Source organism: Streptomyces sp. GDS52 (assembly GCF_052246875.1).
GTDB lineage: Bacteria > Actinomycetota > Actinomycetes > Streptomycetales > Streptomycetaceae > Streptomyces > Streptomyces cathayae.
This window is the reverse complement of sequence record NZ_CM125966.1, coordinates 6272096-6297652: the sequence shown is the minus strand read 5'-3', so window position 1 is coordinate 6297652 and position 25557 is coordinate 6272096. Positions and strand designations below refer to the sequence as shown.

The following is a 25557-nucleotide window of genomic DNA, read 5'->3' as shown; positions in this document are numbered from 1 at the left end:
CTCCGGCCCGGTGTCGGCGATTCCGCTCCCCGGCACCCCGGGTGTTGCGGCCCCCGTGGCGCCCATGAGACGCACACTACGGCGACCGGACACATGCGTCGGTTAATGTCACCGGATGCTCGATGCCACCGACCGCTCTGGGGGCACCGCGACGGCCTCTCCCCGGGCCGTCGCCACGGAACTCGCCGCTGCCGCCGTCTCCGTCCCCACAGCCGCCCCGGCCCCGGCGCCCGTGCTCCCGCCCGGACCCGCCACGGGTCTGCCCGCCCGCTGCGCCAGAGCCCTGCTGTCGCCCTGGTCACGGCTGTCCCTGCTGCTCGTGCTGCTCGCCTCCGCGGCTTCGGCGATGCTGCTCCTGGAACCGCAGAAGCTGCTGACCGACGGCTGGCCGTCGCAGCTCGGCGGAGCCGCGGCGATCACGGTGTACGCGGCGGCCTACGGGGTGTGCACGGTGGCGTTCGTGCCGCGCCCGCTGCTGAACCTCGCCGCGGGTGCGCTGTTCGGCAGCCAGTTGGGGCTCGGTGCCGCCCTGTCCGGCACGGTGCTCGGCGCCGGGCTGGCCTTCTGCCTCGGCCGGGCACTCGGCCAGGACGCACTGCGTCCGCTCCTGCGGGGGCGCTGGCTGAAGGCGGCCGACCAGCAGCTGAGCCGGCACGGCTTCCGCTCGATGCTGGCGGCACGGCTCTTCCCGGGGGTGCCGTTCGCCGCGTCGAACTACTGCGCCGCCGTCTCCCGGATGGGCCTGCTGCCGTTCCTGCTGGCGACGGGGCTCGGCTCGATCCCGAACACCGCTGCCTACGCCGTCGCCGGCGCCCGCGCATCGGCACCGACCTCCCCCGCCTTCCTGATCGCCCTGGCCTGCATCACCGTGCCGGGCCTGCTGGGCGCGGTGATCGCGTGGCGCAAGCGGCGCGGGCTGCGCCGCCGTTGACGCCTCGGGCACTCCGGGTGGGATCCACCGCCGCCCCGCCGTGGTCGTTCCCGCAGCACCGCGTCGGCTTCAGGGGCCGAAAGCCCGTGCGACACCTGGCATCGTTCGTTCATCTTGGGGCGCTACGCTTCGACCCCGGCGCGCCTGATCACCGCACACCGTGCTTCGGCGTGCCCGTCACCTTTTTCCGCTTTTTCCGCGATCGGCACTTGGACACCGCTGCCTCATGTCTTGGTTTGAATCTCTCATCCTCGGACTCGTCCAGGGGCTGACCGAGTTCCTGCCCATCTCCTCCAGCGCGCATCTGCGGCTGACCGCGGCCTTCTCCGGCTGGGAGGACCCGGGCGCGGCCTTCACCGCGATCACCCAGATCGGTACGGAAGCAGCCGTGCTCATCTACTTCCGCAAGGACATCGGGCGGATCCTGTCGGCCTGGACCCGCTCGCTCACCGACAAGGAGATGCGCCGGGACCACGACGCGCGCATGGGCTGGCTGGTCATCGTCGGCTCGATCCCGATCGGTGTGCTCGGCCTGACGCTGAAGGACCAGATCGAGGGGCCGTTCCGCGACCTGCGGCTCACCGCGACCATGCTGATCGTCATGGGCATCGTCCTCGGTGTCGCCGACCGGCTGGCGGCGCGCGACGAGAGCGGCGGCCGGCACCGCACACCCAAGCAGGGCAAGGAACTCCAGGACCTGACCGTCAAGGACGGCCTGATCTACGGATTCTGTCAGGCCCTGGCGCTCATCCCGGGTGTCTCCCGCTCCGGCGCCACCATCAGCGGCGGCCTGTTCATGGGGTACCGGCGTGAGGCCGCGGCCCGCTACTCCTTCCTGCTCGCGATTCCCGCGGTGCTCGCCTCCGGACTCTACGAACTCAAGGACGCCACCGACGGCGGTCACGTCACCTGGGGCCCCACGATCTTCGCGACGGTCGTCGCCTTCGCGGTCGGGTACGCGGTGATCGCGTGGTTCATGAAGTTCATCTCCACCAAGAGCTTCATGCCGTTCGTCTGGTACCGCATCGCACTCGGCATCGTCATCATCGTCCTGGTCAGCATGGGTGTGCTGAGCCCGCACGCGGCGGAGTCGTCGGGCTGAGGACCCTCATGGGGGGACGTGACCGAACCCATACGGGACGGGTAGCCGTCCGGTAGCGCGCTGTCAGCGCGTGGCCCTAGGCTGGTCGGCATGTCCCCCGAATCCGTGACCCCTGGTTCCGTGCGGTCCGCCGCTGAGGTCAACGAGCGCATCCGAGCACTGTGGCTGCGCGCGGGCGGATCCCTGTCGGCGCATGAGCGCGCGGAGTACGAGCTCCTGGTGGTCGAGTGGGCGGCGGCGATCCGGGGCGAGGTCGTCAAGGCGGCCTGAGCCCCCGCCCCGCCGCCACCGGCCCTCGTACCGCGGCCCCCTGTTCGCGCGTCGGAACGCGCGTCTCAGCGTCCGCCCGCCACCCGCAGCACCGCCCCCGTCGTGTACGAGGCGTCCGGCGACATCAGCCAGGCGACCGCCGCGGCGATCTCCTCGGCCCGCCCCGGGCGGCGCAGCGGGACCGTGGCGGCCACCTCCCACGCCCGGTCCGGGGCGCCCATGGCGGCGTGCATGTCCGTGTCGATCGCACCCGGAGCGACCGCGTTGACGCGGATGCCGACCGGACCGAGTTCCTTCGCCAGTCCGACCGTGAGGGCGTCGACGGCGGCCTTGGTCGCCGCGTAGTGGACGTACTCGCCGGGGCTGCCGAGGGTGGCGGCCCCCGACGAGATGTTCACGATCGTCCCCTCGCCCCGGGGGGTCATCAGCTGTGCGGCGCGGCGTGAACACAGCAGCGTCCCCATGAGGTTGACGTCGACGACGCGGCGTATCGTCGCGGTGTCGACGTCGGTGAACCGCCCCAGCGGCCCGGTCACCGCGGCGTTGTTCACCAGCCCCGTGACCGGCCCCAGTTCCCGCTCCGCCACGCCGAAGAGGCGGTCGACGTCCTCCTCGTCGGCGGTGTCCCCCCGTACGGTGACGGCCCGCGCACCGGCCGCCCGCACCCCGTCGGCCACGCTCTGTGCGGCCGAGGCGTCCCGCACATACCCCACCACCACGTCGTGCCCCTCCCCCGCGAGCCGCAGACAGGTCGCGGCCCCGATCCCCCGGCTACCACCGGTGACCACGGTGACGAGACGTTTCATGAAGTCCTCCCGGACTGGAGCCCGAACCGAAGATCACCAGACTCCCAGACCCGCGGGAATTCCTCGTGGGGATGCGGACATCCGCGCACCCCCCTTGGCTCCGGGCGGGTCTCGGCCCGGACACGGGCCCGGCGGCGTCCATCCGGCCGGCCGGCGGCGCCTGTGGTCCACTGGGCCCGACGCGCCCTGTCCCGGATCTTGCCCGAGGCGCACACTGAAGGCATACGCGGGACAGGGAGGCGCCGTTGAAGTCGTCCGGCCACTGGCTGGTCTCCCCGTGGCGGCGCTCGGCCGTCGCCGCGGGCGCGGGAGCCCTGCCCGTCCTCGCCTTCCCCGCCCCGTCCCTGTGGTGGTTCGCCTACGTCGCGCTGGTGCCCTGGATCCTGCTGGCGCGTTCCGCGCCCACGGGCCGCCGTGCCGCGTACGACGGCTGGTGGGGCGGGTTCGGTTTCATGTTCGCGATGCACCACTGGCTGCTGCCGAACCTGCATGTGTTCACGTTCGTCCTCGCGGCCCTGCTCGGCGCGCTGTGGGCGCCCTGGGGGTGGCTGGTGCGACGGCTGCTGGGCGGGGCACCGTCCCCAGGGAGGGTCGGGGCCGCGCTGGTCGTGCTGCCCTCGGGCTGGCTGGCCATCGAACTGGTGCGTTCCTGGCAGGCGCTGGGCGGCCCCTGGGGCGTGCTCGGTGCGAGCCAGTGGCAGGTGGGCGCGGCGCTGCGGCTGGCGTCGGTGGGCGGGGTATGGCTGCTCAGTTTTCTGCTGGTGGTGCTGAACGTGGCCGTGGCCGTGCTCCTCGTGGTGCGGCGGGCCCGGGTGGCGGCCGTGGCCGCTCTGGTCGCCACGGGCGTGGTCACCTCCGCCGCATGGGTGGGGACACCCTCCCCGGGCACCGACGGCCGGGCCAGGATCGCGGTCGTCCAGCCGGGCGTCGTCTCCGGGCCGGACAGCCCGGACCGGCGCTTCGACCTCGAGGAGCGGCTCACCCGGGAGCTCGCCGGCCGGAACGTCGACCTGGTCGTCTGGGGTGAGAGCAGCGTCGGTTTCGACCTCGGTGCCCGGCCCGACCTGGCGCGGCGCCTTGCCGCGCTGTCGCGCGCGACGGGCGCCGAGCTCCTGGTCAACGTGGACGCGCGGCGCTCCGACCAGCCCGGCATCTACAAGAGTTCGGTGCTGGTCGGCCCGGACGGACTCACCGGTGACCGGTACGACAAGATGCGGTTGGTTCCGTTCGGGGAGTACATCCCGGCCCGTTCCCTGCTGGGCTGGGCCACCTCCGTCGGCAAGGCGGCGGGCGAGGACCGCAGGCGCGGTGCGGAGCAGGTGCTGATGGACGCGGGGAACGGGCTGCGGATCGGCCCCATGATCTGCTTCGAGTCCGCGTTCCCGGACATGAGCCGGCATCTGGCCGGGGACGGCGCCGACGTCCTGCTCGCCCAGTCGTCGACGTCGACCTTCCAGCAGAGCTGGGCACCCTGGCAGCACGCCTCGCTCGCCGCGCTGCGCGCCGCCGAGACCGGCCGCTCCATGGTGCACGCGACGCTGACCGGCGTGTCCGCCGTCTACGGCCCGGACGGCGAGCGCGTGGGCCCGCGGCTCGGCACGGACGTGAGCGCGGCGCAGGTGTACGACGTCCCGCTCGCCCACGGCACCACGCCCTACGTCCGCTTCGGCGACTGGCCGCCGCAGGCGGCGCTGCTGGTGCTGGCCCTCTGGGGTGCGGCCGAGGGCACACGGGCCCTGCGGCTCAGGCGGCGGCCCGCTCCCGCACCGCACGCACCACACGCTCGCACAGCTCATGGGTCGCCAGCGCGTCCCGGGCACTGAGCGTCCTGCCCTCGCCCACCGCGTCGAGGAAGGCGAGCACCGCCTGTTCGATGCCGCGCTGCCGGGCCACCGGCACCCAGTCCCCGCGCCGCCGGACGGTCGGCTGGCCCTTGTGGTCGATCACCTCGGCGAGGTTGACCACCTGCCGCTTGCTGTCCTGGCCGGAGACCTCGAGGATCTCCTCGGCCGAGCCGCTGAGCCGGTTCATCACGCCGAGCGCGGTGAATCCGTCCCCGGCGAGCTGGAGCACCACGTGGTGCAGCAGTCCGTCCTCGGTGCGGGCCCGCACGGTCATGTCGTCGACCGGCCCGGGAACCAGGAAGCGCAGGGTGTCGACGACGTGGATGAAGTCGTCGAGGATCATCGTGCGCGGCTCCTCCGGCAGCCCGACCCGGTTCTTCTGCAGCAGGATCAGCTCACGCGGGTGGTCGGCGCACTGCGCGTAGCCCGGGGCGAAACGCCGGTTGAAACCGACGGCGAGGCTGGTGCCCCGCTCCTCGGCGAGGGCCACCAGCCGCGTGGAGTCGGCGAGTTCGTAGGCGAGCGGCTTGTCGACGTAGGTCGGTACACCCGCCTCGAGCAGCCGGGTCACGATCTCCGGGTGGGCCTGGGTCGGGGCGTGCACGAAGGCGGCGTCGAGATCCTGGGCGAGCAGGGCGTCGAGGTCGGCGTGCCGCTGTCCGCGCGGCAGGTGGAGGCCGTCGGCGACCCGGGTGAGTGTCGCGGGTGTGCGGGTCTGCAGGTGCAGCTCCACGCCGGGCCGGGTGGCGAGCACCGGGAGGTACGCCTTCTGTGCGATGTCGCCGAGTCCGATGCAGCCGACCTTCACGGGGTGTTCTCCTCCAGCGGTTGTCCGTCGCGGGTCCGGTCCGGGGTCCGGGGTCCGGCCCCGGTCTCAGTCTCGGTCTCGGTTGTCGTCCGCGGCGCGGGCTCTGTCCTCGCCTGCGGGGAAGGACGCCGGAAAGGATACGGCGTCCCCCGCCGGGGGCCGCCAGGCGGCGATGTCGTCGAAGCTCCGCAGGAGCAGCGCCGGTCCGGCCTTCGACAGCGCGGCGATCGCGGTGTCGCGTACGACGGTCCCGGCGCGGTGGGTCATCATGCTCAGGCGGGCCGCCCGCACCGCCCGGCGGGCGATGGCGGTGGTGCGGGGCAGCCGGGCGGCGGTGTAGGCGGGCAGGTCGCCCATGTGGTGGGCGAGGGTGACCGCGTCCTCGACGGCCTGGTTGCCGCCCTGGCCGAGGGTGGGGGGCATGGCGTGCGCGGCGTCGCCGACCAGGGCGACCCGGCCGTGGTGGTAGGCGGGCAGCGGTTCGCTGATGTGATGGACGTCGTGCCGCAGCACGCCCTCGGGACGGACGGCGGCCAGGACGGCGGGGATCGGGTCGTGCCAGTCGCCGTAGCGGCGCAGCAGTTCGGCGCGCTCGTCGTCGGGGGCGTGCTGCCCGGCGGGGGCCAGGGCGGCGGCGTACGCGTAGACGCGGCCCTCCTTGAGCGGATGGGTGCCCCACAGGCGGCCCCGGCCCCAGGTCTCGTGGGAGGCGAACCGCACACCAGGCAGCGGGATCACCGTCCGCCAGGTGGTGAAGCCGGCGTACACGGCCCCGGGATGATCCGGGAAGAGCAGGTGGCGTACGGCGGAGTGGACGCCGTCGGCGGCCACCACCAGGTCGGCCTCCAACTCGCCGTCGGGAGTGCTCACGCGGGCGGGCCGGGCGGGGGCACCGGGGTCTCCCGGATCGATGAGGTGCGCGGCGGTGGCCGTGCGGACGGCGTCCGGGGGGAGCAGCCCGGCCAGCCGGTCGATGAGGGTGGCACGGTGGAGCAGGACGAGGGGGCCGCCGAAGCGCTCGGTGGCGGCCGCCGCGCTGGACCGGGAGAGCCAGCGCCCGCCGGGTGCGCGCAGTCCCCCGTCGCCCTGCCAGGCGGCCAGCGCCCGGACGCCGTCGCCGAGGCCGATGACGTCCAGCCCGCGCAGCGCGTTGGGGGCGAGGGAGATGGCCGCGCCGGCCGGCTCGAGGGAGCCGGCCCGCTCCAGCACCGTCACCTTCACCCCGCGCCGGTGCAGGGCGGCCGCCGCGGTCAGGCCGCCGATCCCACCACCGATCACTACGGCTTTCTCCAGTACCTGCGCCACGGCTCCTCCTCGGTTCCGCTGCTCCCCGGTCTGTCGGCCTGCCGGCTTCGAGACCCGGGCGACTACAGATGTAGTCGCCTCATGGGCCGACTGTACTACGACTGTAGTGCTGCGGGTAGTTTGACGTTCATGTCCGTACGCACCGCAGGCCCCTCCCGCGCCGACCTCGTCGCCGACGCCGCCCTCGCCCTGCTCGCCGAGCGCGGGATGCGCGGCCTCACCCACCGTGCGGTCGACCAGGCGGCCGGGCTCCCCCAGGGCTCCACCTCGAACGTGGCGCGCACCCGGCAGGCGCTGCTGGAGCTGGCGGTACGGCGGCTCGCCGAGCGGGAGGCACGCGTCCTCGCACTGCACGAGATGCCGGACCCGCGGGCCGGGACCGACTCGCTGCTGGACGCGATGGCGCTGGCCACCCACCGCGCCCTGACGCGTCATCGCGAACTGATCCTCGCCCGCTACGAACTGGCCCTGGAAGCGACCCGCCGCCCCGAGCTGCGAGCCCACTTCGACGCGGCCGGCGCCCGGTTCCGCGACCAGCTCACCGCCCTGGTCGTCGGGCTCGGCTCCACCTCCCCCGACCGGCACGCGCTGTCGCTGATCGCCTGGGCCGACGGGCTGATGTTCTCCTGCGTGGCCGGGTCTTTCGGCGCTCGCGTGCCGTCCCTGGAGGAGGTACGGGCGGACCTGCGGGAACTGCTGCACGGGATGCTCGCCGTCTGAAAAACGTGTGGCGCGGGCCGCCCCCCGCCGGAAAGGATGCGGCCATGACAACCGAGCGCCGTGACCCCGCCACCACCGCCGACGAACGCCCCATGCTGGAGGACTGGCTCGAATACCACCGCCAGACCCTCGCCCTCAAGTGCGAGGGCCTGACCGACGAGCAGCTGCGCACCGCCTCGGCGCCGCCGTCCGGGCTGTCCCTGATGGGGCTGGTGCGGCACATGGCGGAGGTGGAGCGCCACTGGTACCGCAAGGTGCTCGCGGCGGACGATCCCGGCCCGATCTACTACAGCGAGGCCGACCCGGACGGCGATTTCCACCCCACCGAGGCGGACACCTGGCAGGAGGCTCACACCACCTGGCAGACCGAGATCGACATCGCCCGGCGCAACGCGGCCGACGTCTCACTGGACGACCTGGCCAAGGGCAGGCACCACAGCGGCAAGCAGTTCAACCTGCGCTGGATCCACATCCACATGATCGAGGAGTACGCCCGCCACAACGGCCACGCCGATCTGATCCGCGAGCGTCTCGACGGCGCCACCGGTGACTGACGTCACCCCCGGCACGCCCGCGACCCCCGAAAGGGGACGGAGATCACTCGTGCGGGGGATCCTCCGCCAGTCCACCGTCCCCCGGACGGCCAAAGCCAGCAAAGTGACGCGAGTGCATCGAAAGACGACCACTGCAACGCTTCTGATGACCGTGGCGGTCACGGCTCTCGCGGGCTGTGTGACGGTCCAGCGTCCCCCTGCGGCCGGCCCGCCGGCGGGCGTGCCCCACCCGACGGTGCCGCACCTGGACGGCAGGGCACGGACACAGGTCGTGCAGGCGCCGGCCCGTGAGGCTCTGGAGATGATCGCTCCGTCCCGGCCGACGGAGCCGCCCGCGTCCCCCGCGCACCGCGCCACCCCCGCCGCATCCGCGCCCACACCCGCACCGGAGCGGACCGCGCCGTCCGAGGCCCGCGACCGGCGGACCGCCCCCGCCCGCCCGGCCACCGGGAGGACCCCGCCCCCCAAGAGGCCCGCCCCCCACGCTTCCGGAGCCTCGGAGAAGGTGCGCCGCGACATGCGGGAGCAGGCGGATGTCTGCGCGCTGGGCAGGAAGTACGGCCGCTGGCAGGCGGACAGCCCGCAGTCGGCCATCTGCGAGCAGGCCTACGGGCGTTGACCTGCTCGTCGCCGCCACCTACGTCCGACGGGACTCCGGACCGCCGGGTGCCCTAGGGACGCCGCCTCGGCGGCCCCCATCCCCCGGTCTCCCCCTCCTCCCCCTCCGCACCCGCCTCGCCCAGGAGGAGTTCCATGTTCCGGATGGCGGCCCGGACCTTGTCGCCGTAGGGGTCGGCGGCGAGGGTACGGGCTGCTCCGCGGGCCCGGCCGAGGTGGGTGCGGGCGGCGTCGGGGCGGGCGAGACGGGCGTAGTCGGCGGCGAGGTTCAGGTGCAGGGACGGGTAGAGGGCCCGCAGGGCGGGGGCGCCCTCATACCCGGCCGGGCGGGCGTCGGCGGCCTCGTCCGCCGCCGCCAACGCCCTGAGGTCCCAGGCCAGTTCGTCCCCGGGGTCATCCTGGGTGTCGGCCAGGTAGTGGGCCAGTGTGCAGCGGTGCAGGGGGTCGCCGTGCTCGCCGAGCTCCGCCCACAGAACGAGGAAGCGGTGCCGGGCCTCCACCCGGTCCCCCGCGTGGTGCAGCATCACGCCCTGCCCGATCCGCGTCAGCACCTCGTCCGGCGTCGCCTGTCCCTGCCGCTCCGCCACCATGCCCTCCGCACCGCTCGCCGGCTGTCCCCGCCGACGCTACGGCAGGCAGGGACGATCCAGCCCAAGCCGCTCCGCGACGCCCCGTGACACCTCGCGCCCCGAAGGACGTCAGCCCAGGTTCGGGACGGTCCAGTCGATCGGCTCGTGGCCCTGCGCGGCCACCGCCTCGTTGATCTGCGTGAACGGACGGGATCCGAAGAACTTCTTCGCCGACAGCGGCGACGGATGCGCCCCCTTGACCACCGCATGCCGGCTCTCGTCGATCAGCGGCAGCTTCTTCTGCGCGTAGTTGCCCCACAGCACGAAGACCGCCGGATCGGGCCGGTCGGCCACCGCGCGGATGACCGCGTCGGTGAACCGCTCCCAGCCCCGCCCCTTGTGCGAGTTGGCTTCGCCGCCGCGCACCGTGAGCACCGCGTTGAGCAGCAGCACGCCCTGCTCGGCCCACGGCATCAGATAACCGTTGTCCGGGACGGGCGTGCCCAGCTCGGCGTGCATCTCCTTGTAGATGTTCCGCAGCGACGGAGGGATCCGCACCCCGGGCCGCACCGAGAAACACAGACCGTGCCCCTGGCCTTCGCCGTGGTAGGGGTCCTGACCGAGGATCAGGACCTTCACCTTGTCGTACGGCGTCGCGTCCAGTGCCGCGAAGACCTCCTCGCGGGGCGGGTAGACGGGACCCTTCGCCCGCTCCTCCTCGACGAACTCGGTCAGCTGCTCGAAATAGGGCTGCTGCAGTTCGTCACCCAGAACCCCGCGCCAGGACTCGGGCAGCATGGCGATGTCGGTCACGTCAACGTCCTCACGATCGTGGTCACTTCCAGGCCTCGAAACCTACAGGTGACCACTGACACCCGCCTTCCCGACCGGCCCCGGGCCGCCCCTGGGCCAGTCCCGCGAGGGCCGCCGCCGACGGTTCCTACCAGCTGGTCTTGCGGGAGAGCTGCCACACCATCATGATCGTCGACGGATCCAGCGCTCGTTCGGCGCCCGCGATGTCGCGGCTCGCCGCCACGTACTGCCGGCCCTGCCACAGGGGCAGCAGCCGGGCGTCGTCCAGGAGGATCTGCTGGGCCTCCTCGAAGTCCTTCACGACGTTGCCCCGGTCGCTCTCCCGGCGGGACCTCGGCAGCAGCACATTGTTGATCTCGTTCGCCTCGTAGGGCGTGCCGAGCGCGTTCTGCTTGCCGATGAACGGGGCGATGAAGTTGTCGGCGTCCGGGAAGTCGGGGGACCAGCCGCGCCCGAACACCGGGTACTCGCCCTTCTGGTAGCCCGCGACGTACGTCTTCCAGGGCCGGCTCTTGAGGGTGATCTCGAACAGCCCGGAGGCCTCCAGCTGGCGCTCCAGCTCCTTGAACTCCAGCTTGGTCTCGGAGCCGTAGCGGTCCGTGGTGTACCAGAAGGTGAGCGGCACCGGCTCGTTGATGCCCGCCTCGGTGAGTATCTTCCGGGCCTTGTCGACGTTGGGATCGCCGTAGTCGTCGAAGAAGCCGGTGGTGTGGCCGGTGAGCCCCTTGGGGACCATCGAGTACAGCGGGTCGACGGTGTCCTTGTAGATCATGTGCGCGATCGCCGCGCGGTCGATGATCTGGGCGATCGCCCGGCGCACCGGCTTCTTGCCGGCCCACGGGTCCTTCGGGTTGAACACCAGGTAGTTGATGCTGTTCCCGGCGCCTTCCACCAGCTGGAGCTCCTCCTTCTTGGAGGCCTGGCCCTGGAGTTCGACGATGTCGTCCGCGGCGAGACCGCGGTAGGTCAGGTCGATCTGCCCGTCGCGCAGCGACTTGACCATGGTGGCGGAGTCCTGGAAATAACGGACCGTCACGGCGCTGTTCTTGCGGTCGGCGAAGCCCTCGTAATGGTCGTTGCGGACGAGTCGGGCCTCCTCGCCCTCCTTGTACGACTGGAGGGCGTACGGCCCCGAGCCGACGATGCCGGACTGCTCGCGCAGGGCGTCGGCCGGGTAGGCGTCCGGGGCGACGATCGACATGGCCGGCGTGGCGAGCACGAACGGGAACGTCGCGTCGGGCTTGTTGAGGTGGAAGACCACTTCACGGTCGCTCGGCGCCTGTACCCGTTCGAGGCTGCCCAGCAGGCCGGCCGGGCCGCCGTTGACGTTGATCTTGCGGATCCGGTCGATGGAGTACTTGACCGCCTTGGCGTCGAGGGCACTGCCGTCGGAGAACTTCAGGCCCTTCCGCAGTTCGCAGCGGAACACCTGGTGGGAATCGTCGGAGAATTCGCAGCTCTCGGCTGCGTCCGGCTGGGGCGTGCTCGCGCCGACCGGATAGCTCAGCAGCGTCTGGTAGACGTTGCGGAACAGTTCCCAGGAGTTGTCCCAGGAGGCTGCCGGGTCCAGCGTTCTGGGCGAGCTGGTGGTCCCCATGACGATCGGCCCTTGATCGTCCGGAGTGTCGGACGCCAGTACACCGCATCCGGCCAAGGACGATATCGACGCGATGGACGCGATGACCGCCACCCCTCGCAGGCATCGATTCCGCTTGAACACGCGCACACTCCTCGATCTGCCGTCCCAAGAGTCGGCAGACGATACCGCGCTCTTCCGCTCTGTGGCCCTCCCTCGTACGCTTGTTGAGATCAACTCGTTGTAGATGATGTTGTCACTCTGCGTTGACTACGTTGTCATGGGTCCACTTGTCTTCGAAAACGCCGGTACGGACGCCGTTTCGTCAACGAACGCCCGTACCGGGATCCTCATGGCTCAGCCTCGTCGATCCGGCCCCGGGCCGCCCGGCGGATCACTCCGGCGACGCGGCCGGCGCGGTCTCAGCTCACGCCGGCGTTCAGGAAGATGCCGCCGTCGACCACCAGCGTCTGGCCGGTGACCCAGTCCGCCTGGTCCGAGGTGAGGAACACGGCGGCGCCGCCGATGTCGGAGGGCACGCCGAGCCGGCCCAGCGGGTAGGACGCGGCGGCCTCCTCCTCCCTGCCCTCGTACAGCGCCTGGGCGAACTTGGTCTTCACCACGGCCGGGGCGATCGCGTTGACCCGTACCCCGGGCGCGAACTCGTGGGCCAGCTGCGCGGTCAGGTTGATCAGTGCCGCCTTGCTGACGCCGTAGGCGGCGATGAAGGGCGAGGGCGCGATGCCCGCGACGGAGGCGATGTTGACGATCGCTCCGCCGTGGTCCTTCTGCCAGGCGTGCCAGGTGCGCTGGGCGAAACCGAGCGCCGAGATCACGTTGGTCTCGAAGACCTTGCGCGCCACGTTCAGGTCGAGGTCGGCGATCGGCCCGAACACCGGGTTGGTGCCGGCGTTGTTGACGAGGTAGTCGATCCGGCCGAAGGCCTCCATCGTCCGCTCGACGGCGAGGGCCTGGTGCGCCTCGTCGTGCGCCTTGCCGGCCACTCCGATGACCCGGTCGGCGCCCAGCTGCTCGACGGCCTCCTTGAGGGCGTCCTCGTTGCGGCCGGTGATGCAGACGCGGTCGCCGCGCGCGACCAGCGCCTCGGCGACGCCGTGGCCGATGCCGCGGCTGGCGCCGGTGACCAGGGCGACCTTGCCCGAGAGTTCCACTGAAGTCATGTCCCGTCTTCCCTAGTCGAGCGGTCCGCCGGCCACGTACAGCACCTGTCCGGAGACGAATCCGGCGGCCTCGCCGGCGAAGAAGGCGATCGCGTTGGCGATGTCCTCCGGCTCGCCGACGCGGGCGACCGGGATCTGGGTGGCGGCGGCGGCCTTGAAGTCGTCGAAGCCCATGCCGACGCGGTCGGCGGTGGCCTTGGTCATCTCGGTGGCGATGAAGCCGGGGGCGACGGCGTTGGCGGTGATGCCGAACTTGCCGAGCTCCTTGGCCAGGGTCTTGGTGAAGCCCTGCAGACCGGCCTTGGCGGCGGAGTAGTTGACCTGGCCCCGGTTGCCCAGCGCGGAGGAGGAGGACAGGTTGACGATCCGTCCGAAGCCGGCGTCGACCATGTGCTTCTGGCAGGCCTTCGACATCAGGAAGGCGCCGCGCAGGTGCACGTTCATGACGGTGTCCCAGTCGGCGACGCTCATCTTGAACAGCAGGTTGTCGCGCAGCACACCCGCGTTGTTGACCAGGATGGTCGGCGCGCCGAGTTCCTCGGCGATGCGCGCGACGGCGGCCTCGACCTGCGCCTCGTCCGAGACGTCGCAGCCGACCGCGAGAGCCTTGCCACCGGTGGTGGTGATCTTCTCGACGGTGTCCTTGCACGCGCCCTCGTCGAGGTCGATCACGGCGACCGCGTGGCCCTCGGCCGCCAGCCGTACGGCGGTGGCGGCGCCGATACCGCGCGCGGCACCGGTGACGACCGCGACCCGCTGCTGCTCAATGGTGGACATTGCTGCTTCTCCTCGCCCTTGGGATGCGGCTCCTGCGGCCTGCCCCGTCAGTGAGCAACCGCTTAGTACCTTCAGCAGACGTGACGCTAGAAGCCCTGGCACCCGGTGTCAACGGCACACCCTGCTGTGTGATCCATTCCCCGGACCGCCGCCCCCGTGCGGACCACGCCCCGCTCGGCGCCGTCCCGCCCCGGGACCCCGCCCCGAAGCCCCGCCCGGACCGGCCCCGCGACCACGTCCACGCCACCCGAACGGCCTACGGCTGCGCGCCCCGGTGGGGGGCGCCCCGGGGGCCTGTCCGGCGGATCAGGCAGCGGGAAACCCGCGGCGCCCATCGGCGCAGGTGAGCGGGGGCTGACGTGTCCGGCCGCACCGCGGAGGATGACGTCGGCGCGGGGCGCCGGTGAGTGACGGCGACACCGCGGACGAGCGGGCCGGCCCTCGCGTCTGCGGGTTGATCCGCCGGACAGGCCCTAGCGTCGAAGCGCGAGCCACTCACGGCCGGAGCAGCCGCTCCCGGCCGGAAAGGAGGCGCTCCATGTGCCGTCGCACCGGTGCTCTCGGCATACTGATCGCGCTCGCCGCGACCGTGCCGTCGGCCCCCACCGCTCACGCACAGGATCTGAACTGCCGGGACTTCACCTACCAGGAGGAGGCACAGGCCCTGTTCAACCTGGACCGGAGCGATCCCAACGGACTCGACGAGGAACAGGGCCCGGACGACGACATCGCCTGCGAGGCGCTTCCCCACCGGGGCGACCCCGTCACCTCCTCCACCAGCTCTCCCCGGCCCGTGCCCACCACCGCGACTCCCGTCGCGGCCCCCACCACCCCCCTGACGCCCACGGCCCCCGCGGTGGCACCTCCGGCCCTCACCGCACCCGCCTCGGTCACACCCACACGGGGTGTGGAGGGCGGGCTGGGTGGCTCGTCGGGCACCGGGCCCAGCGACTGGGACATCGGAATCGGCCTGGCGTTCGCGGCGGGTGCCGCCGCCGCGGCCGGCTACGTGGTGAGGCGCCGCCGGCGCTGACCCCCGGACCGGCGCCCGCCACAAGGAGGTCGCCGGTTCAGCGCACGAGCAGGTCGAGCAGCCGCTCCACCTCGGCCGACGGGTCGGCGGTGAGCCCGGTGTGCACGGGCCCGGGCTGGACGACGGTGGAGCGGGGCGCGACCAGCCAGCGGAAGCGCCGCCCGGCGTCGTCCCCGGCGGCCTGGCCCGCCGCCTCCCCACCGGCGCACACCCCCTCGACGGCACGCAGCGCGGCCCGTACGCCGGCCAGGTCCACGTGCGGGTCGAGGGCCAGCAGCCGGGACGCGTCGAGATGGGTGCGTACCCCGACGAACGCCTCGTGACGGCAGTACACGAGCACTCCCGCGTTGACGCACTCGCCGCGCTCGATGCGCGGTACGACCCGCAGCAGCGCGTACTCGAAGACGTGCCGGTCGCTCACTCGTTCTCCCCGAGACCGTGGACGCGCTGGTGGACGGTGGCCGCGCGGGCGAGCAGGGGCCGTGCGTAGGCCCGCCGGAGTTCGTCCGGGGTCTCGAACCCCGGCTCGTCCACCAGCCACACGTCGGGAATCCGTGCGGTGACCTCGCCGAGCAGGTCCTCGGTGACGCGCGGCGCGAGATCCGCCGCCGCGGCGGCCACATCCGGCGCGAACGTCTTCAAGGCGTGGTCGGAGGCGTCGTAGGGGCGGGCGGCGGACGCTTCGACGCCGGGCCAGTTGTGGTGCCAGATCATGGTGGCGCCGTGGTCGATCAGCCAGAGCTCGCCGTGCCGGCGCAGCAGGTTGGGGTTGCGCCAGGACCGGTCGACGTTGTTCACCAGCGCGTCGAACCAGACGACCCGCCCGGCCTCTTCGGGGCTCACCTCGAAGGCGAGCGGGTCGAAGCCGAGCGCGCCGGAGAGGAACTCCATGCCCAGATTGGTGCCCCCGCTGGACTTGAGGAGTCCCTGAACCTGCTCGTCGGGCTCACCCAGCCCCAGCACCGGGTCGAGTTCGACCGTCACCAGGCGCGGCACCCGGAACCCCAGCCGGCGGGCTAGTTCCCCGCAGACGACCTCGGCGACCAGGGTCTTGCGCCCCTGGCCCGCACCGGTGAATTTGAGGACGTAGGTGCCGAGGTCGTCGGCCTCGACCAGTCCCGGCAGCGAGCCGCCCTCACGCAGGGGCGTGATGTAGCGGGTGGCGGTGACCTCGGTCAGCATTTCGCCAGGCTACGCGATCCCTTGGCCTTGCAATCCACGACCTCCTCCAGATCCCTGTGCTCCGAGGAGTCGGCCACGATCAGCCCGGGGGAGAATCTGGGAAGTTTCGGCCTACGCACTCATCTCCCTGCTCTCCGAGCAGTCCGTCGATCACGGTGCGCCCCTCGCTCCCGGCCTCCGGCCTGAAGTGAGCAAGTGACCGAGCATGACGGCCGGCGAGAAGCGCCCGAGCCATCGCGCCAACGTCACCACGGACTCCCCCGCCTCCAGCATGATCGGGGCACAGGTGGGACGCGGTACGTGGAAGCCGTCCTTCGGCGCCGCCTCCCCCTGCCACGGCTTCGCATCCTTGGCACGCGGTGGAATGATCCCGGCCTCGGCGAACGCGGGCTTCCGGGTGTAGGTGTTCCACCTGTTCACGGCGATGGCAACGAGGGCTGCACCGCGGGAGCCGTCCTGTCCGCCGGGCGGCCGGAGTACGACACTCGGCATGTCAGCGGGAAACCGCAGGCAGGATCCGTGATCCGGGTCGGCCGCGCTCCGCATCCGGGGCAGGCGGCGCCGACCGGGGCACCCTGCGCGTCAGCACGCGCCCTCTCGATGTCCACGGCCACCGGCAGCACTGCGATGCCAGCGATCGGCGGGAGAGCGGACAGCGCGACGGGAGCCGGCGCCTACAGCCGTGTGGAGTTGAGACTGGGCAGATGTCGTCTGCGCCGCAGGTGGCCGGGGCGGTGGTCGCGGTGCGGCCCACGAGGGCGCGCAGCGCTTCGCGGGTGGTGACGAGTTCGGCCAGGCGCCGGTCGATGTCGTCCAGGTGTGCGGGGATCAGTTCGGTGACGTGGGTGCAGGGTGCATGGCCGTCGTCGCGCTGGGCGAGGATCGAGCGGATCTCGGCGAGGGTGAGGCCCGCGCGCTGGACGTCGCGGACGAACGAGAGCCGGGTGACGGTGTGGTCGGGGCAGCCACGGTAGCCGCCCGGGGTGCGGGGGGCGCAGGCGGTAGACCACTGTCCCCGTGGAAGCGAAGGGTCTTGGTCGTCAGCCCGGTGCGGGCAGCGAGGTCGCCGGTGCGCATTTCTCCAGGCCGGCCCTTGACCTTCCTGTGCACTGGAAGGTCTACCGTCGGGTGTGGAAGATCGAGCAGTGGGCTGGGAGGACGAGGCGGATGCGGATCACGGTACTCACGGTGGCGGACTGCCCGAACGCACGACCCGCGCTGGAGCGGGTGACCGCCGCGCTGGACGGACGAGCAGCTCGGATGGAGCTGCTCGAGGTGTCCGATGAGGCGGAGGCCGCCCGGCTGGGCATGTACGGGTCTCCGACGATCCTGGTCGACGGCACCGACCCGTTCGCGCCACCCGGCGCCGCGCCCAGCCTGTCGTGCCGTCTGTACCGGAACGCCGACGGCACCGTGTCCGGCGTGCCGGACGAGATCGCCCTGCGCCAGGCCCTTGCCGGGGCGGCGACGCCCGGACTGCACCCCGCGTGACGAGATCACCTGCGCAAGCGGGGCATCCGGGCGGTCATCCCGGTTCCGGCGGACCAGCGCGGACACCGGCTGCGACGCGGCAGACAGGGCGGCAGGCCACCGGCCTTCGACCGCGAGACCTGCAAGCAGCGCAACACCGTCGAGCGATGCGTCCACCGCCTGAAGCAGTGGCGAGGCATCGCGACCCGCTACGAGAAGACCGCCACGATCTACCTGGCCGGTCTCCGCATCGCAGGCATCTTCCTGTGGTCAGCCCACTGATCCAAACGAGACGGCTGCCTGGCCGCGGTGGCCCACCGGCCGGCCGGGACGCGGAGGCGGCCCGGGGTTCCTGGCCTGCACACTCCCGCTGCCGCGCCCCGTCTGAGGCGAATGGGAATGTACGGGGCGTCAGTCGAGCCTCTCCCGCGCACGGATCCTGGTGCTCGGCGTGCCTGGCGGGGATCGTGCAGAGAGCGACCGGTGCCGGGGCGCGTAGCCACACCCCGGCAGCTCCCTGTCGGGATCAGGTCGTCGTTGACGGCTTCTCGGTCGACGGCCTTTCGCGGAGGGCGTTGACGACCGCGCGCTCCAGGACCGCCGACCGGTTGATCAGGGTGCCCTTCTTGCCCATGGAGGTGTCCTTGATGAGGTAGCTCCGTTCGCCCAGGTACTCCAGGGTGGTCGAGTCGAAGATCCAGGCGGTGCGCCAACCGGCCCGGGTGTTGTCGCGGGCCACGCCGATCCCGTGCCGGCCGGCCGCGTCCACCGCGTCGGAGTCCTCGGTCACGCCGGGGATCTTCGCCGCGGCCTTGTAGAGGGCGGCCGCGGTCTTCGGCGGCATCACCGTCTCCCGCAGCAGCTCACCGATGGCGTCGAAGGCGTCCTGGTCCGGGTCCCGGTCCTCGGCCGGGGTGTCACGCGCGTCCTGGTCCGCGGTGATCTCGGTGGCGAGCCGCTGGAGCAGGGCGTCGGGGTCGGTGGGCAGGGAGGCCAGCCACGTGTACGTCGGCCGGCTGAGGCCCGCCGGGTAGCCGACGGCCGCCTCGCCGTCCGGGACCCCGACGGTGATCGGGATGTACGAGCCGCCCTGGTGGATCAGGCCTTCATCGATCACCGGCCCCGACTTCTGCGTGATCCAGACCTCACGCTCGCGGGGCTCGGTCAGCTTCACCGGGCCGTCGAACTTGCCCTCGTTCTCGGTCTGCAGTGTCCTGACGTACACGAACTGGTCGTCGGTGACCTTCTGTTCGCCCTTCTTCGCGGCGACCGAGGCGACCCGGTCGAGCAGCACGGCCGCGCCACGCGGGGCCGTGGCCCGAGAACCCGTGCCCGCGGCGGACGGTGCCGGAGCGCGGTCCTGGCCGGTCACGGTGAGCGTGGTGAGCAGTACCCCGCCCAGGGCCAGTCCGGCGGCGGGCAGCAGGACAGTGGGGCGCAGGAGGCGGGGCCGGGGGCGGGGGAGGGCGGTGGTGCGGTCGCCGTCCTGGTCGATCAGACGCATCAGGGTGTCCTTGTGGTGGAGATGACGGCCCGGAGGCAGGTCCCGTTCGGCCGGGGCCGGCAGCAGCCGGGCCAGTTCCTCGTGTTCGGCCCGCTCGGGGCCGGAGGTGCGGTCGTTCATCGGGCTTCCTCCTGGATGGGCAGGGCCACGAACGCGGCCCTGCTCTCTGCCTCTCCGCGGCGGGGGCGGGGTTCCCTTCCGGATCGGACCGCCTCTCCGGGTCGCGCTTCCCGCGCGGACCCGTCCGGTGTCCGGCGGAGCTGCTCGTCGGTGAGCCGTCGCAGCTGCTTACGGGCGCGGGACAGCCGCGACCGCACGGTGCCCACCGGGACACCGAGGGCTTCGGCGGCCTCGGCATAGTCCAGCCCGGACCAGACGCAGAGGGCCAGCACCTCGCGTTCCTGGCGGCGGAGTCCGCCCAGTGTCTGCCGGATCGCGGCGAGCCGCCGTGTGTCGTCGACGCGTCCGGCCGTGGCGTCCGCGATGTCCGCCACCGGTTCCGGGGCGGGGCGGCGGGCCAGGAAGGCCAGGCGCCGCCCGATACCGCGGTTGGCGTTGCGTGCCTTGTTCGTGGCGATCCCGAGCAGCCACGGCCGCAGTGAGTCGCCCTCCGGCTCGACGGCGTGACGGGTGCGCCAGGCGGCCAGGAAGGTCTCGGACAGAACCTCCTCGGCCGTGGACCAATCGCCCGTCAGCCGGTAGGCGTGGTTGTAGACCGACCGCGCGTACTCCTCGTAGAGCGCGGCGAACGCCTCGCGGTCGCCCGCCCTGATCCGTGCGCGCATGCGCTCCCGATCTTCCTGTTCATCACATCTCACACCACCTACCTCTCCGGCCGGGCCGAGGAGTTCCCGTGACCCGCACCACACCACGGGGCCGCTGATACCGGACGCGGATCCACAGACCACCGGTCAGACACAGCCCTCCCGCTGCTGTCCCCACGGCTGAGGCGGCCGGGGACCGGGAGCAGGCACTTGCGGCGGCGCGGCACCCGTTTCGCCGGGCCCAGACCCGGCCGTGGGGGCAGGAGCCCCGGCATCCGCACCTGCTGCGCACCTATCTGGAACTTCCAGGCGATCCCGTCGATCACCCCACGGTGGTCCCGCCGCCGGCCGTCTCGCCTCGCCGTCCGGCCCGGCAAAAGCGGCTCAATCCGCGCCCACTGGGCGTCGGTCAACGGCACGACCAGACCAACGGCCCGATGATGATGTAGACGAAACGGCCCAGTGTCCTGCGCCGGAGATCCGTCGGCAGAAGCGGGCGAGAGACTCGAGGATCTCCTCGACGGCCTTGGTCCAGATGAACGGCTTGGGATCCGTGTTCCAGTCCTTGGCCCAGGCGCGGATACCGGCTTCGAGGGCCTGGACGTCCTTGTGGGCACCACGGCGGATCATCTGGTCGGCCAGGAAGCCGAACCACCGCTCGACCTGGTTGATCCATGAGGAGCCGGTGGGGGTGAAGTGCATGTGAAAGCGTGGATGCCTGGCCGGCCACGCCCTGATCGCGGGCGTCTTGTGGGTGCCGTAGTTGTCACAGATCAGGTGGATCTGCAGACGCGCCGGCATCTCCCTGTCGATCCGGACCAAAAACTTCTTGAACTCCGTCGCCCGGTGCCGGCGGCGCAGGGAGCTGATGACCTCGCCGGTGGCGACGTCGAACGCGGCAGACAGCGTGGTCATCCCGTTGCGGACGTAGTCGTGGGTGCGCCGCTCGGGCATCCCCGGCGTCATCGGCAGCCCCGTCCCTCCGCTCCGCCCTCTTCCTGAGTCCAGTACCTGACAGCAGCGTTCATCGACATCGGTCGGGCCATCGCATCGAACGTGCCGTCTTTGGGCAGTGACACTGCACATCACCGCCGTCCACGACGCATTCACGCACTACCGGCTCCACCCGACCAGTCGGGTGCCACCCCGCTCCTCGCCCGGCGCCCGCCGCGTCGCAGCCCCCGGCCCCCGCCCCGGCGCCCCTTCAGCCGTCGGTCCCGGTCACGGGCCCGGCCGGCACCGAGCGGCGGTGGGCGAACGCCACCACCGCACCCGCCCCGATGAGAAGTCCGAGCGCGGCGAAGCCGTAGCTCAGCGTGGCAAGGGAAGCAACGGCGGCGACCAGCAACGGGCCACCTGCGTCACCGAGTTCGCGTCCGAGTTCTGCGGTGCCCATGGTCTGGCCCAGGCGCTCCTGAGGGGTCGACGAGGCCAGGGCGGCGAAGCCCAGCGGGGTGATCAGCCCCGTGCCGACGCCGATCAGGGCGGCCCCCAGCAGGACACCGGTGAGGCCGGGCAGCACGGCACAGGTCAGACCGGCCGCGGTGACGAAGAGTCCCACGGCGAGACCGCAACGGGTCGTGAGGCGTCCCTCGTCCAAGGCCCGCCCGGCGCGCGGCTGCACGACGGCGGCGCATGCGGCGAGCACCGACACCGCGGCTCCGGTGGCCACCGTACTCAGCCCGGCAGCGCGGCCGGAGACGGGCAGGAAGCCCACACCGACCGAGAGGGCGGCGGTCGCCGCGGCGAGCGCGGCGGTCGGGGCGAGGAAGGCCGGGTCGGCGAGCCGCCGGGCCAGGTCCAGCACCGTCTGCCGGACCTTCGGCAGCGGCGGCACGACGGGAACGGCGAGCGCGGCCCAGACGGCGACCACCACCCCGAGCACCGCGAGGACGGCGAACAGCAGCCGCAGACCGCCGCCCCAGACCAGGACACCACCGAGCAGCGGGCCGAGCGTGTAGCCGATGGCCTTGTAGAAGCCGTAGCTGCCGAAGGCACGGCCGTGCTTGGCCGCCGGGTTGAGCCGGGCCACCAGCGCGGACGCGGAGGGCGAGAAGGCGGAGGCCGCGGCGCCCTGGCCGAGCCGGGCCGCCCACAGCCAGCCGGGACTGTCCGCCACCACGTACAGCGCGGACGCCACCGCGAACGCGACAAGACCGCCCAGCAGCACCGGGCGGGCACCGATCCGGTCGGCGAGGGTGCCGAAGACCGGCTTGAGGAGTACTTCGGCGCCGTCGTACAGGGCGAGCAGCCCGCCCAGCACCAGCAGCGAAGTGACCGCGTCCGCGGAGAAGCCGCCGAGGTTCGCGGCGATGCCGTGCGCGCCGAAGGCCGTGGTGAACCCGGCCGCGTACAGCGGCCACATCTGCCGGGCCGGGGCCGCCGAAGTCGTCCCGCTCATCGGTCGGCGGCCTCCGGCACCTCGTGGAGAGCCGCGAAGACGCGCTCCGCGTAGTCCTCGCAGGCCGCGGCGCACTCCTTGAGCCGCTTGCCCGCTTTTGCCGCCTCCGGCGCCCCGAACACGTCGCGGGCCGTCAGGTCACGATGCCAGCGCCGCAGCCGCTCCAGCGACTGCTCCTCCTCTTCCAGCTCGGCCAGGGTGAACTTGCCGATGCGGATCTCCTTCTCCAACTCCGCCTCGAACTTGTCGCAGTCGGCGAGGAACTCCTTCCATTCCTCGGACCGGGCAGCGGTGAACAGCACTTCTTGCCTTCCCTTGCATCGTGCCGCCGCTGGGCATGGCGGTCCGGGGCCGGACGGTCCCAGACCAGTGGGCCGTTCAGCCCCTACTGGGTGGGGGTACCCGGGCGCAGGTTGGAGAGCGGACCCAGAGGGGAGGGACAACCCGCGGGTGCCGTGGAAGTCGTCGTCCTTGCGGCCTCGGCCGTGCTGATCGGCGCGTTGGGCTGGTACTTCTTCGGCCCGCGCCGCGCCGGTGCCGCCCGGCTGGAAGGCGGGGTGCAGCGGGTGGCGGTGACCCCGGTCAGTGTTTCCTCTGTTTCCCCCCACCCGACCGGGTGGAACCGGGGCGTTTCGACCGGTGTGCCGGTCCCGCTGCCTTCCGGGCACCCCGTCGATGGTGGTACGCCCCTCGCTCGTGGTCTCCGGCATGGAGTGAGCATAGTAACCGAGCGTGACAGCCGGCGCGGGCGGCTCTCGTCTCCGTACGGCGGTACGGCGGTACATCCCGTCACGCCGACAGCGAAACGACGGCTGTGCCTTACGCCACTCCGACCGGGCGCGGGTCAAGCTCTCTGCACGGCCTGAACGACGTGGGCCCGTTGGCCGTACCTCCTGCCAGATCACGCAATCTCCCGGAAGGGACACACCCGCATGACCAGCGCATCTCATCAGCTCGCATCGGGACCTGCCCGTCGTACCGTCGTGGCGGCGGCCGGAGCGGCGGGCCTCGCCGCCGCGCTGACCGCCTGCGGAGGCTCCGACGACGCCGCCGGCTCGTCCGCGGGCCCCGGCGCGGCCAGCGGCCCGCAGGACAACAATGACGCGAGCAGCGGAGGTTCGGGCGGCGGCGACAACGCGGCCGGGGCCGAGCTCGCCGCGGTCGCCGACATCCCCGAGGGGGGCGGCAAGGTCTTCGCCGACAGCAAGGTGGTGGTGACCCAGCCGACGGCGGGCGAGTTCAAGGCGTTCTCGGCGACCTGCACCCACCGGGGGTGTGCGGTGAAGAGCGTCGCTGACGGAGTCATCAACTGCCCTTGCCACAACAGTAATTTCTCGATCACCGACGGCAGTGTGCAGGGCGGCCCGGCGACCGCGCCGCTGTCCCCCGTGGAGATCACCGTCGACGGGGATTCGATCAGGCTCGCCTGAGCCTGGTTCCTGGGAGAAAAGAGGGACCGCATGACCGCCACGCAGCGCCGGGGCCGGAAGATCATGATGACGCCGGGCGAGCTGGACGACTTCCTCACCGTTCAGCGCACCTGCCGGGTCGCCACGGTGTCGGCCGACGGCGCGCCGCATGTGAGCACGCTCTGGTTCGCCTGGGACGGCATCTCGCTGTGGCTGTACTCCGTGGTGCGCTCCAAGCGCTGGACCGACCTGCGCCGGGACCCGCGGGTGGCGATCGTGGTGGACACCGGCGAGGAGTACGACGAACTGCGCGGTGCGGAGCTGTCCGGGCGGATGGAGTTCGTGGGCGAGATACCGCGCACCGGCGAACTCCGCGCCGAACTCGACGTCCCCGAGACCCTGTTCGCGCGCAAGAACTTCGGCCTGGACGAGATGCCGCACGACGGCCGGCACGCCTGGCTGCGGCTGACCCCGGAGAAGGTCGTCTCCTGGGACTTCCGCAAACTGGGCGCTCGCCCGTAGTGCCGGCCTGAGGGACTGTCCGTACCGGAGGGTCCTACACGTACGTCCTGGACTCCGGTGCGTCCGGTCCGATCGCCGCGGTGACCGCCTTGCTCAGGGGGCCGATCTCGTCCTTCGTGAGCGTCGACACGGTGATGCGGATGCCCGGCGGTGCGCTCGTCCGGAAGCGGGCGCCGGGGGCCACCGCCCAGCCCGCGTGCAGCAGCCGTGCGACGGCGCCGGTCTCGTCCGGCACCGGCACCCACACGTTCATACCGCTGCGCCCGTGCGCCGTGACGCCCTGCCGGGCCAACGCCCCGATCAGGGCGTCCCGGCGCCGCCCGTACTCCGCCGCCACCGCGCCCGGATCCACCGCTGAGTCGGTCCACAGCCGGAGCACCGCACGTTGGACGGTGCGGCTGACCCAGCCCGGCCCGAGCCGCTGCCGTCCGCGCACCCGGTCGAGGGTGACCGCGTCCCCGGTGAGCACGGCGAGCCGTAGGTCGGGGCCGTACGCCTTGCCCGCCGAACGCACGAAGGCCCAGCTCCGGGTGGGGCCGGCGAGGGGGTGCAGGGGCAGGTCGACGATGTGGTGCCCGTGATCGTCCTCGATCAGCAGTGTCTCCGGATGGTCCGCGAGCACCGCCCGCAGGGCACGCGCGCGCGTTGCGCTCAGTGCGGCCCCGGTCGGGTTCTGCGCCCGGTCCGTCACGATCAGCGCACGCGCCCCGGCCGTCAGCGCACGCCGTACGTCCTCGGGGAGCGGCCCCTCGTCGTCGACACCGACCGGGACGGTCCGCAGCCCGAGCGCCGGGACGAGGTCCAGCACGCTTCCCCATCCCGGGTCCTCCACGGCGACCGCGTCCCCCTGCTTGAGGTGGGCCGCGAGCACCCGCTCCACGGCGTCCAGGGCGCCGGAGGCGACGGCGACGGGGCCGTCGGGAACGCCGTCGGCGTCCAGCCCGGCGCGTGCGTGCCGCACCAGTCCGGGCTCCACGGGAGCGTGCCCGTAGAGCACCGGCTCCCGGTCCCCCTGCCCGGCCGCGGCCGCGAACGCCCCGGCCAGCGGGGGCAGCAGCGCGGGATCCGGGTTGCCGTCGGACACGTCCCGTACGCCCGGCGGGACCTCCACCCGGACGAAGTCGCGCGCCGTCGTGGCCGGTTTGGGCCGCACCCGGCTCCCCCGTCGGCCCGCCGTCTCGATCACCCCGCGCTCGCGCAGGGTCCGGTACGCGGACGCGACGGTATTGGCGTTCACCCCGAGCCGTTCCGCCAACTCCCTCATGGGGGGCAGAAGTTCGCCCGGTCTGAGATCCCCTTCACCCACCGCGCGCTCGATGCTCGCCGAAATTTCCGCTGCACGCCGCCCACTGATCCGATACTCTCCTAGCACAAAGCCAATTATGCACTAGTGCAATG

At 72.2% G+C, this 25557-nt stretch carries 29 protein-coding genes and 2 pseudogenes; 13 read left to right on the top strand and 18 right to left on the bottom strand.

Features of this window, described 5'->3' with window-relative positions:
* Window positions 1-115: 115 nt before the first annotated feature.
* The 3 genes from ACTWJ9_RS28785 to ACTWJ9_RS28775 all read left to right on the top strand — a co-directional run bounded on the left by ACTWJ9_RS28785 (window position 116) and on the right by ACTWJ9_RS28775 (window position 2303).
* Window positions 116-931 carry a TVP38/TMEM64 family protein gene (locus tag ACTWJ9_RS28785; protein WP_279337181.1) on the top strand — a complete coding sequence of 272 codons (816 nt, stop codon included), beginning with the start codon at window positions 116-118 and terminating at the stop codon, window positions 929-931.
* Between the two features lie 226 nt (window positions 932-1157).
* On the top strand, window positions 1158-2033 hold the full coding sequence (locus tag ACTWJ9_RS28780; RefSeq protein WP_279337180.1) for an undecaprenyl-diphosphate phosphatase: 876 nt from the start codon (window positions 1158-1160) through the stop codon (window positions 2031-2033).
* Between the two features lie 90 nt (window positions 2034-2123).
* Window positions 2124-2303, top strand: coding sequence for a hypothetical protein (locus tag ACTWJ9_RS28775; RefSeq protein WP_279337179.1), 180 nt, complete (start codon window positions 2124-2126; stop codon window positions 2301-2303).
* Window positions 2304-2368: 65 nt separating this feature from the next.
* Here ACTWJ9_RS28775 and ACTWJ9_RS28770 read toward each other — a convergent pair whose 3' ends face one another.
* Window positions 2369-3109 (bottom strand): SDR family NAD(P)-dependent oxidoreductase, encoded by a 741-nt coding sequence (locus ACTWJ9_RS28770; protein ID WP_279337178.1) that lies wholly within the window; start codon window positions 3107-3109, stop codon window positions 2369-2371.
* A 245-nt stretch (window positions 3110-3354) separates the two neighbouring features.
* Here ACTWJ9_RS28770 and lnt point away from each other — a divergent pair, with 245 nt between their 5' ends.
* Complete coding sequence (gene lnt, locus ACTWJ9_RS28765; RefSeq protein ID WP_279337177.1) at window positions 3355-4932, top strand: apolipoprotein N-acyltransferase; 1578 nt, start codon at window positions 3355-3357, stop codon at window positions 4930-4932.
* Here the strand turns inward: lnt and ACTWJ9_RS28760 are convergent.
* Both ACTWJ9_RS28760 and ACTWJ9_RS28755 read right to left on the bottom strand, forming a co-directional pair.
* Complete coding sequence (locus ACTWJ9_RS28760; protein ID WP_279337176.1) at window positions 4853-5761, bottom strand: Gfo/Idh/MocA family protein; 909 nt, start codon at window positions 5759-5761, stop codon at window positions 4853-4855. The two genes, lnt and ACTWJ9_RS28760, sit on opposite strands and share 80 nt — an antisense overlap.
* A gap of 66 nt (window positions 5762-5827) precedes the next feature.
* Window positions 5828-7066: an FAD-dependent monooxygenase gene (locus ACTWJ9_RS28755; RefSeq protein WP_387037875.1), complete on the bottom strand. Its 1239-nt coding sequence runs from the start codon at window positions 7064-7066 to the stop codon at window positions 5828-5830.
* A 129-nt stretch (window positions 7067-7195) separates the two neighbouring features.
* Between ACTWJ9_RS28755 and ACTWJ9_RS28750 the strand changes: the two genes are divergently transcribed.
* The 3 genes from ACTWJ9_RS28750 to ACTWJ9_RS28740 all read left to right on the top strand — a co-directional run bounded on the left by ACTWJ9_RS28750 (window position 7196) and on the right by ACTWJ9_RS28740 (window position 8959).
* Complete coding sequence (locus tag ACTWJ9_RS28750; protein ID WP_279337174.1) at window positions 7196-7786, top strand: TetR/AcrR family transcriptional regulator; 591 nt, start codon at window positions 7196-7198, stop codon at window positions 7784-7786.
* A 44-nt stretch (window positions 7787-7830) separates the two neighbouring features.
* On the top strand, window positions 7831-8340 hold the full coding sequence (locus ACTWJ9_RS28745) for a DinB family protein (protein WP_279337173.1): 510 nt from the start codon (window positions 7831-7833) through the stop codon (window positions 8338-8340).
* A gap of 145 nt (window positions 8341-8485) precedes the next feature.
* On the top strand, window positions 8486-8959 hold the full coding sequence (locus tag ACTWJ9_RS28740; protein WP_279337172.1) for a hypothetical protein: 474 nt from the start codon (window positions 8486-8488) through the stop codon (window positions 8957-8959).
* 52 nt (window positions 8960-9011) lie between these two features.
* On the opposite strand, the gene ACTWJ9_RS28735 is transcribed toward ACTWJ9_RS28740, so the two are convergent.
* The 5 genes from ACTWJ9_RS28735 to fabG all read right to left on the bottom strand — a co-directional run bounded on the left by ACTWJ9_RS28735 (window position 9012) and on the right by fabG (window position 13874).
* On the bottom strand, window positions 9012-9548 hold the full coding sequence (locus tag ACTWJ9_RS28735; RefSeq protein WP_279337171.1) for a hypothetical protein: 537 nt from the start codon (window positions 9546-9548) through the stop codon (window positions 9012-9014).
* A gap of 108 nt (window positions 9549-9656) precedes the next feature.
* On the bottom strand, window positions 9657-10340 hold the full coding sequence (gene ung, locus ACTWJ9_RS28730; protein WP_279337170.1) for a uracil-DNA glycosylase: 684 nt from the start codon (window positions 10338-10340) through the stop codon (window positions 9657-9659).
* Between the two features lie 127 nt (window positions 10341-10467).
* On the bottom strand, window positions 10468-12060 hold the full coding sequence (locus tag ACTWJ9_RS28725; RefSeq protein WP_279337169.1) for an ABC transporter substrate-binding protein: 1593 nt from the start codon (window positions 12058-12060) through the stop codon (window positions 10468-10470).
* Between the two features lie 278 nt (window positions 12061-12338).
* Window positions 12339-13097 carry an SDR family oxidoreductase gene (locus tag ACTWJ9_RS28720; protein WP_443294926.1) on the bottom strand — a complete coding sequence of 253 codons (759 nt, stop codon included), beginning with the start codon at window positions 13095-13097 and terminating at the stop codon, window positions 12339-12341.
* 12 nt (window positions 13098-13109) lie between these two features.
* On the bottom strand, window positions 13110-13874 hold the full coding sequence (fabG, locus tag ACTWJ9_RS28715; protein WP_279337167.1) for a 3-oxoacyl-ACP reductase FabG: 765 nt from the start codon (window positions 13872-13874) through the stop codon (window positions 13110-13112).
* Between the two features lie 538 nt (window positions 13875-14412).
* Between fabG and ACTWJ9_RS28710 the strand changes: the two genes are divergently transcribed.
* The gene (locus ACTWJ9_RS28710) at window positions 14413-14907 is read left to right on the top strand and encodes an excalibur calcium-binding protein (RefSeq protein ID WP_279337166.1); all 495 of its coding nucleotides are present in this window, start codon (window positions 14413-14415) and stop codon (window positions 14905-14907) included.
* Window positions 14908-14944: 37 nt separating this feature from the next.
* Here the strand turns inward: ACTWJ9_RS28710 and ACTWJ9_RS28705 are convergent, their stop codons facing one another.
* Together ACTWJ9_RS28705 and ACTWJ9_RS28700 are read right to left on the bottom strand one after the other, a co-directional pair.
* Entirely contained in the window at window positions 14945-15328 is a 384-nt protein-coding gene (locus ACTWJ9_RS28705; RefSeq protein ID WP_279337165.1) for a DUF3037 domain-containing protein, read from the bottom strand.
* Complete coding sequence (locus ACTWJ9_RS28700) at window positions 15325-16089, bottom strand: HipA family kinase (RefSeq protein ID WP_279337164.1); 765 nt, start codon at window positions 16087-16089, stop codon at window positions 15325-15327. The genes ACTWJ9_RS28705 and ACTWJ9_RS28700 overlap by 4 nt, the downstream gene beginning before the upstream one ends.
* A gap of 205 nt (window positions 16090-16294) precedes the next feature.
* Here ACTWJ9_RS28700 and ACTWJ9_RS28695 point away from each other — a divergent pair, with 205 nt between their 5' ends.
* Entirely contained in the window at window positions 16295-16492 is a 198-nt protein-coding gene (locus ACTWJ9_RS28695; protein ID WP_279337163.1) for a hypothetical protein, read from the top strand.
* A gap of 90 nt (window positions 16493-16582) precedes the next feature.
* On the opposite strand, the gene ACTWJ9_RS28690 is transcribed toward ACTWJ9_RS28695, so the two are convergent.
* Window positions 16583-16981: a MerR family DNA-binding protein gene (locus tag ACTWJ9_RS28690; protein WP_387037898.1), complete on the bottom strand. Its 399-nt coding sequence runs from the start codon at window positions 16979-16981 to the stop codon at window positions 16583-16585.
* A 275-nt stretch (window positions 16982-17256) separates the two neighbouring features.
* Here ACTWJ9_RS28690 and ACTWJ9_RS28685 point away from each other — a divergent pair, with 275 nt between their 5' ends.
* Complete coding sequence (locus tag ACTWJ9_RS28685; RefSeq protein WP_279337162.1) at window positions 17257-17580, top strand: hypothetical protein; 324 nt, start codon at window positions 17257-17259, stop codon at window positions 17578-17580.
* A gap of 9 nt (window positions 17581-17589) precedes the next feature.
* Window positions 17590-17841 (top strand): annotated as a pseudogene (locus ACTWJ9_RS28680) (IS5/IS1182 family transposase); the annotation flags it as partial.
* A gap of 244 nt (window positions 17842-18085) precedes the next feature.
* Here ACTWJ9_RS28680 and ACTWJ9_RS28675 read toward each other — a convergent pair.
* The 6 genes and pseudogenes from ACTWJ9_RS28675 to ACTWJ9_RS28650 form a co-directional block, all read right to left on the bottom strand.
* Window positions 18086-19183 (bottom strand): CU044_5270 family protein, encoded by a 1098-nt coding sequence (locus tag ACTWJ9_RS28675; RefSeq protein WP_279337161.1) that lies wholly within the window; start codon window positions 19181-19183, stop codon window positions 18086-18088.
* Window positions 19180-19848 (bottom strand): RNA polymerase sigma factor, encoded by a 669-nt coding sequence (locus tag ACTWJ9_RS28670; RefSeq protein ID WP_387037883.1) that lies wholly within the window; start codon window positions 19846-19848, stop codon window positions 19180-19182. Before ACTWJ9_RS28670 ends, ACTWJ9_RS28675 begins: the two co-directional genes overlap by 4 nt.
* A 38-nt stretch (window positions 19849-19886) precedes the next feature.
* Complete coding sequence (locus ACTWJ9_RS28665; RefSeq protein WP_387037885.1) at window positions 19887-20246, bottom strand: transposase; 360 nt, start codon at window positions 20244-20246, stop codon at window positions 19887-19889.
* Between the two features lie 58 nt (window positions 20247-20304).
* Window positions 20305-20799, bottom strand: a pseudogene (locus tag ACTWJ9_RS28660) (IS630 family transposase); the annotation flags it as partial.
* 232 nt (window positions 20800-21031) lie between these two features.
* Window positions 21032-22192, bottom strand: coding sequence for an MFS transporter (locus ACTWJ9_RS28655; protein ID WP_387037900.1), 1161 nt, complete (start codon window positions 22190-22192; stop codon window positions 21032-21034).
* A 32-nt stretch (window positions 22193-22224) separates the two neighbouring features.
* Window positions 22225-22530: a Chromate resistance protein ChrB gene (locus ACTWJ9_RS28650; protein ID WP_443294925.1), complete on the bottom strand. Its 306-nt coding sequence runs from the start codon at window positions 22528-22530 to the stop codon at window positions 22225-22227.
* Window positions 22531-23160: 630 nt separating this feature from the next.
* Here ACTWJ9_RS28650 and ACTWJ9_RS28645 point away from each other — a divergent pair.
* Together ACTWJ9_RS28645 and ACTWJ9_RS28640 are read left to right on the top strand one after the other, a co-directional pair.
* Window positions 23161-23658 carry a Rieske (2Fe-2S) protein gene (locus ACTWJ9_RS28645; RefSeq protein WP_443294924.1) on the top strand — a complete coding sequence of 166 codons (498 nt, stop codon included), beginning with the start codon at window positions 23161-23163 and terminating at the stop codon, window positions 23656-23658.
* Between the two features lie 30 nt (window positions 23659-23688).
* Window positions 23689-24159, top strand: a complete 471-nt coding sequence (locus ACTWJ9_RS28640) for a pyridoxamine 5'-phosphate oxidase family protein (protein ID WP_279337156.1) — start codon at window positions 23689-23691, stop codon at window positions 24157-24159.
* 34 nt (window positions 24160-24193) lie between these two features.
* Here the strand turns inward: ACTWJ9_RS28640 and ACTWJ9_RS28635 are convergent, their stop codons facing one another.
* On the bottom strand, window positions 24194-25531 hold the full coding sequence (locus ACTWJ9_RS28635; protein WP_387037890.1) for an aminotransferase class I/II-fold pyridoxal phosphate-dependent enzyme: 1338 nt from the start codon (window positions 25529-25531) through the stop codon (window positions 24194-24196).
* Between the last annotated feature and the right edge of the window lie 26 nt (window positions 25532-25557).

Coding starts and splice junctions, on each gene's coding strand:
- ACTWJ9_RS28785 (WP_279337181.1), top strand. CDS start 116: ATGCTCGATGCCACCGACCGCTCTGGGGGCACCGCGACGGCCTCTCCC.
- ACTWJ9_RS28780 (WP_279337180.1), top strand. CDS start 1,158: ATGTCTTGGTTTGAATCTCTCATCCTCGGACTCGTCCAGGGGCTGACC.
- ACTWJ9_RS28775 (WP_279337179.1), top strand. CDS start 2,124: ATGTCCCCCGAATCCGTGACCCCTGGTTCCGTGCGGTCCGCCGCTGAG.
- ACTWJ9_RS28770 (WP_279337178.1), bottom strand. CDS start 3,109: ATGAAACGTCTCGTCACCGTGGTCACCGGTGGTAGCCGGGGGATCGGG.
- ACTWJ9_RS28750 (WP_279337174.1), top strand. CDS start 7,196: ATGTCCGTACGCACCGCAGGCCCCTCCCGCGCCGACCTCGTCGCCGAC.
- ACTWJ9_RS28745 (WP_279337173.1), top strand. CDS start 7,831: ATGACAACCGAGCGCCGTGACCCCGCCACCACCGCCGACGAACGCCCC.
- ACTWJ9_RS28740 (WP_279337172.1), top strand. CDS start 8,486: ATGACCGTGGCGGTCACGGCTCTCGCGGGCTGTGTGACGGTCCAGCGT.
- ACTWJ9_RS28735 (WP_279337171.1), bottom strand. CDS start 9,548: ATGGTGGCGGAGCGGCAGGGACAGGCGACGCCGGACGAGGTGCTGACG.
- ACTWJ9_RS28720 (WP_443294926.1), bottom strand. CDS start 13,097: ATGACTTCAGTGGAACTCTCGGGCAAGGTCGCCCTGGTCACCGGCGCC.
- fabG (WP_279337167.1), bottom strand. CDS start 13,874: ATGTCCACCATTGAGCAGCAGCGGGTCGCGGTCGTCACCGGTGCCGCG.
- ACTWJ9_RS28710 (WP_279337166.1), top strand. CDS start 14,413: ATGTGCCGTCGCACCGGTGCTCTCGGCATACTGATCGCGCTCGCCGCG.
- ACTWJ9_RS28700 (WP_279337164.1), bottom strand. CDS start 16,089: ATGCTGACCGAGGTCACCGCCACCCGCTACATCACGCCCCTGCGTGAG.
- ACTWJ9_RS28695 (WP_279337163.1), top strand. CDS start 16,295: ATGACGGCCGGCGAGAAGCGCCCGAGCCATCGCGCCAACGTCACCACG.
- ACTWJ9_RS28685 (WP_279337162.1), top strand. CDS start 17,257: ATGCGGATCACGGTACTCACGGTGGCGGACTGCCCGAACGCACGACCC.
- ACTWJ9_RS28675 (WP_279337161.1), bottom strand. CDS start 19,183: ATGAACGACCGCACCTCCGGCCCCGAGCGGGCCGAACACGAGGAACTG.
- ACTWJ9_RS28670 (WP_387037883.1), bottom strand. CDS start 19,848: ATGCGCGCACGGATCAGGGCGGGCGACCGCGAGGCGTTCGCCGCGCTC.
- ACTWJ9_RS28655 (WP_387037900.1), bottom strand. CDS start 22,192: ATGTGGCCGCTGTACGCGGCCGGGTTCACCACGGCCTTCGGCGCGCAC.
- ACTWJ9_RS28645 (WP_443294924.1), top strand. CDS start 23,161: ATGACCAGCGCATCTCATCAGCTCGCATCGGGACCTGCCCGTCGTACC.
- ACTWJ9_RS28640 (WP_279337156.1), top strand. CDS start 23,689: ATGACCGCCACGCAGCGCCGGGGCCGGAAGATCATGATGACGCCGGGC.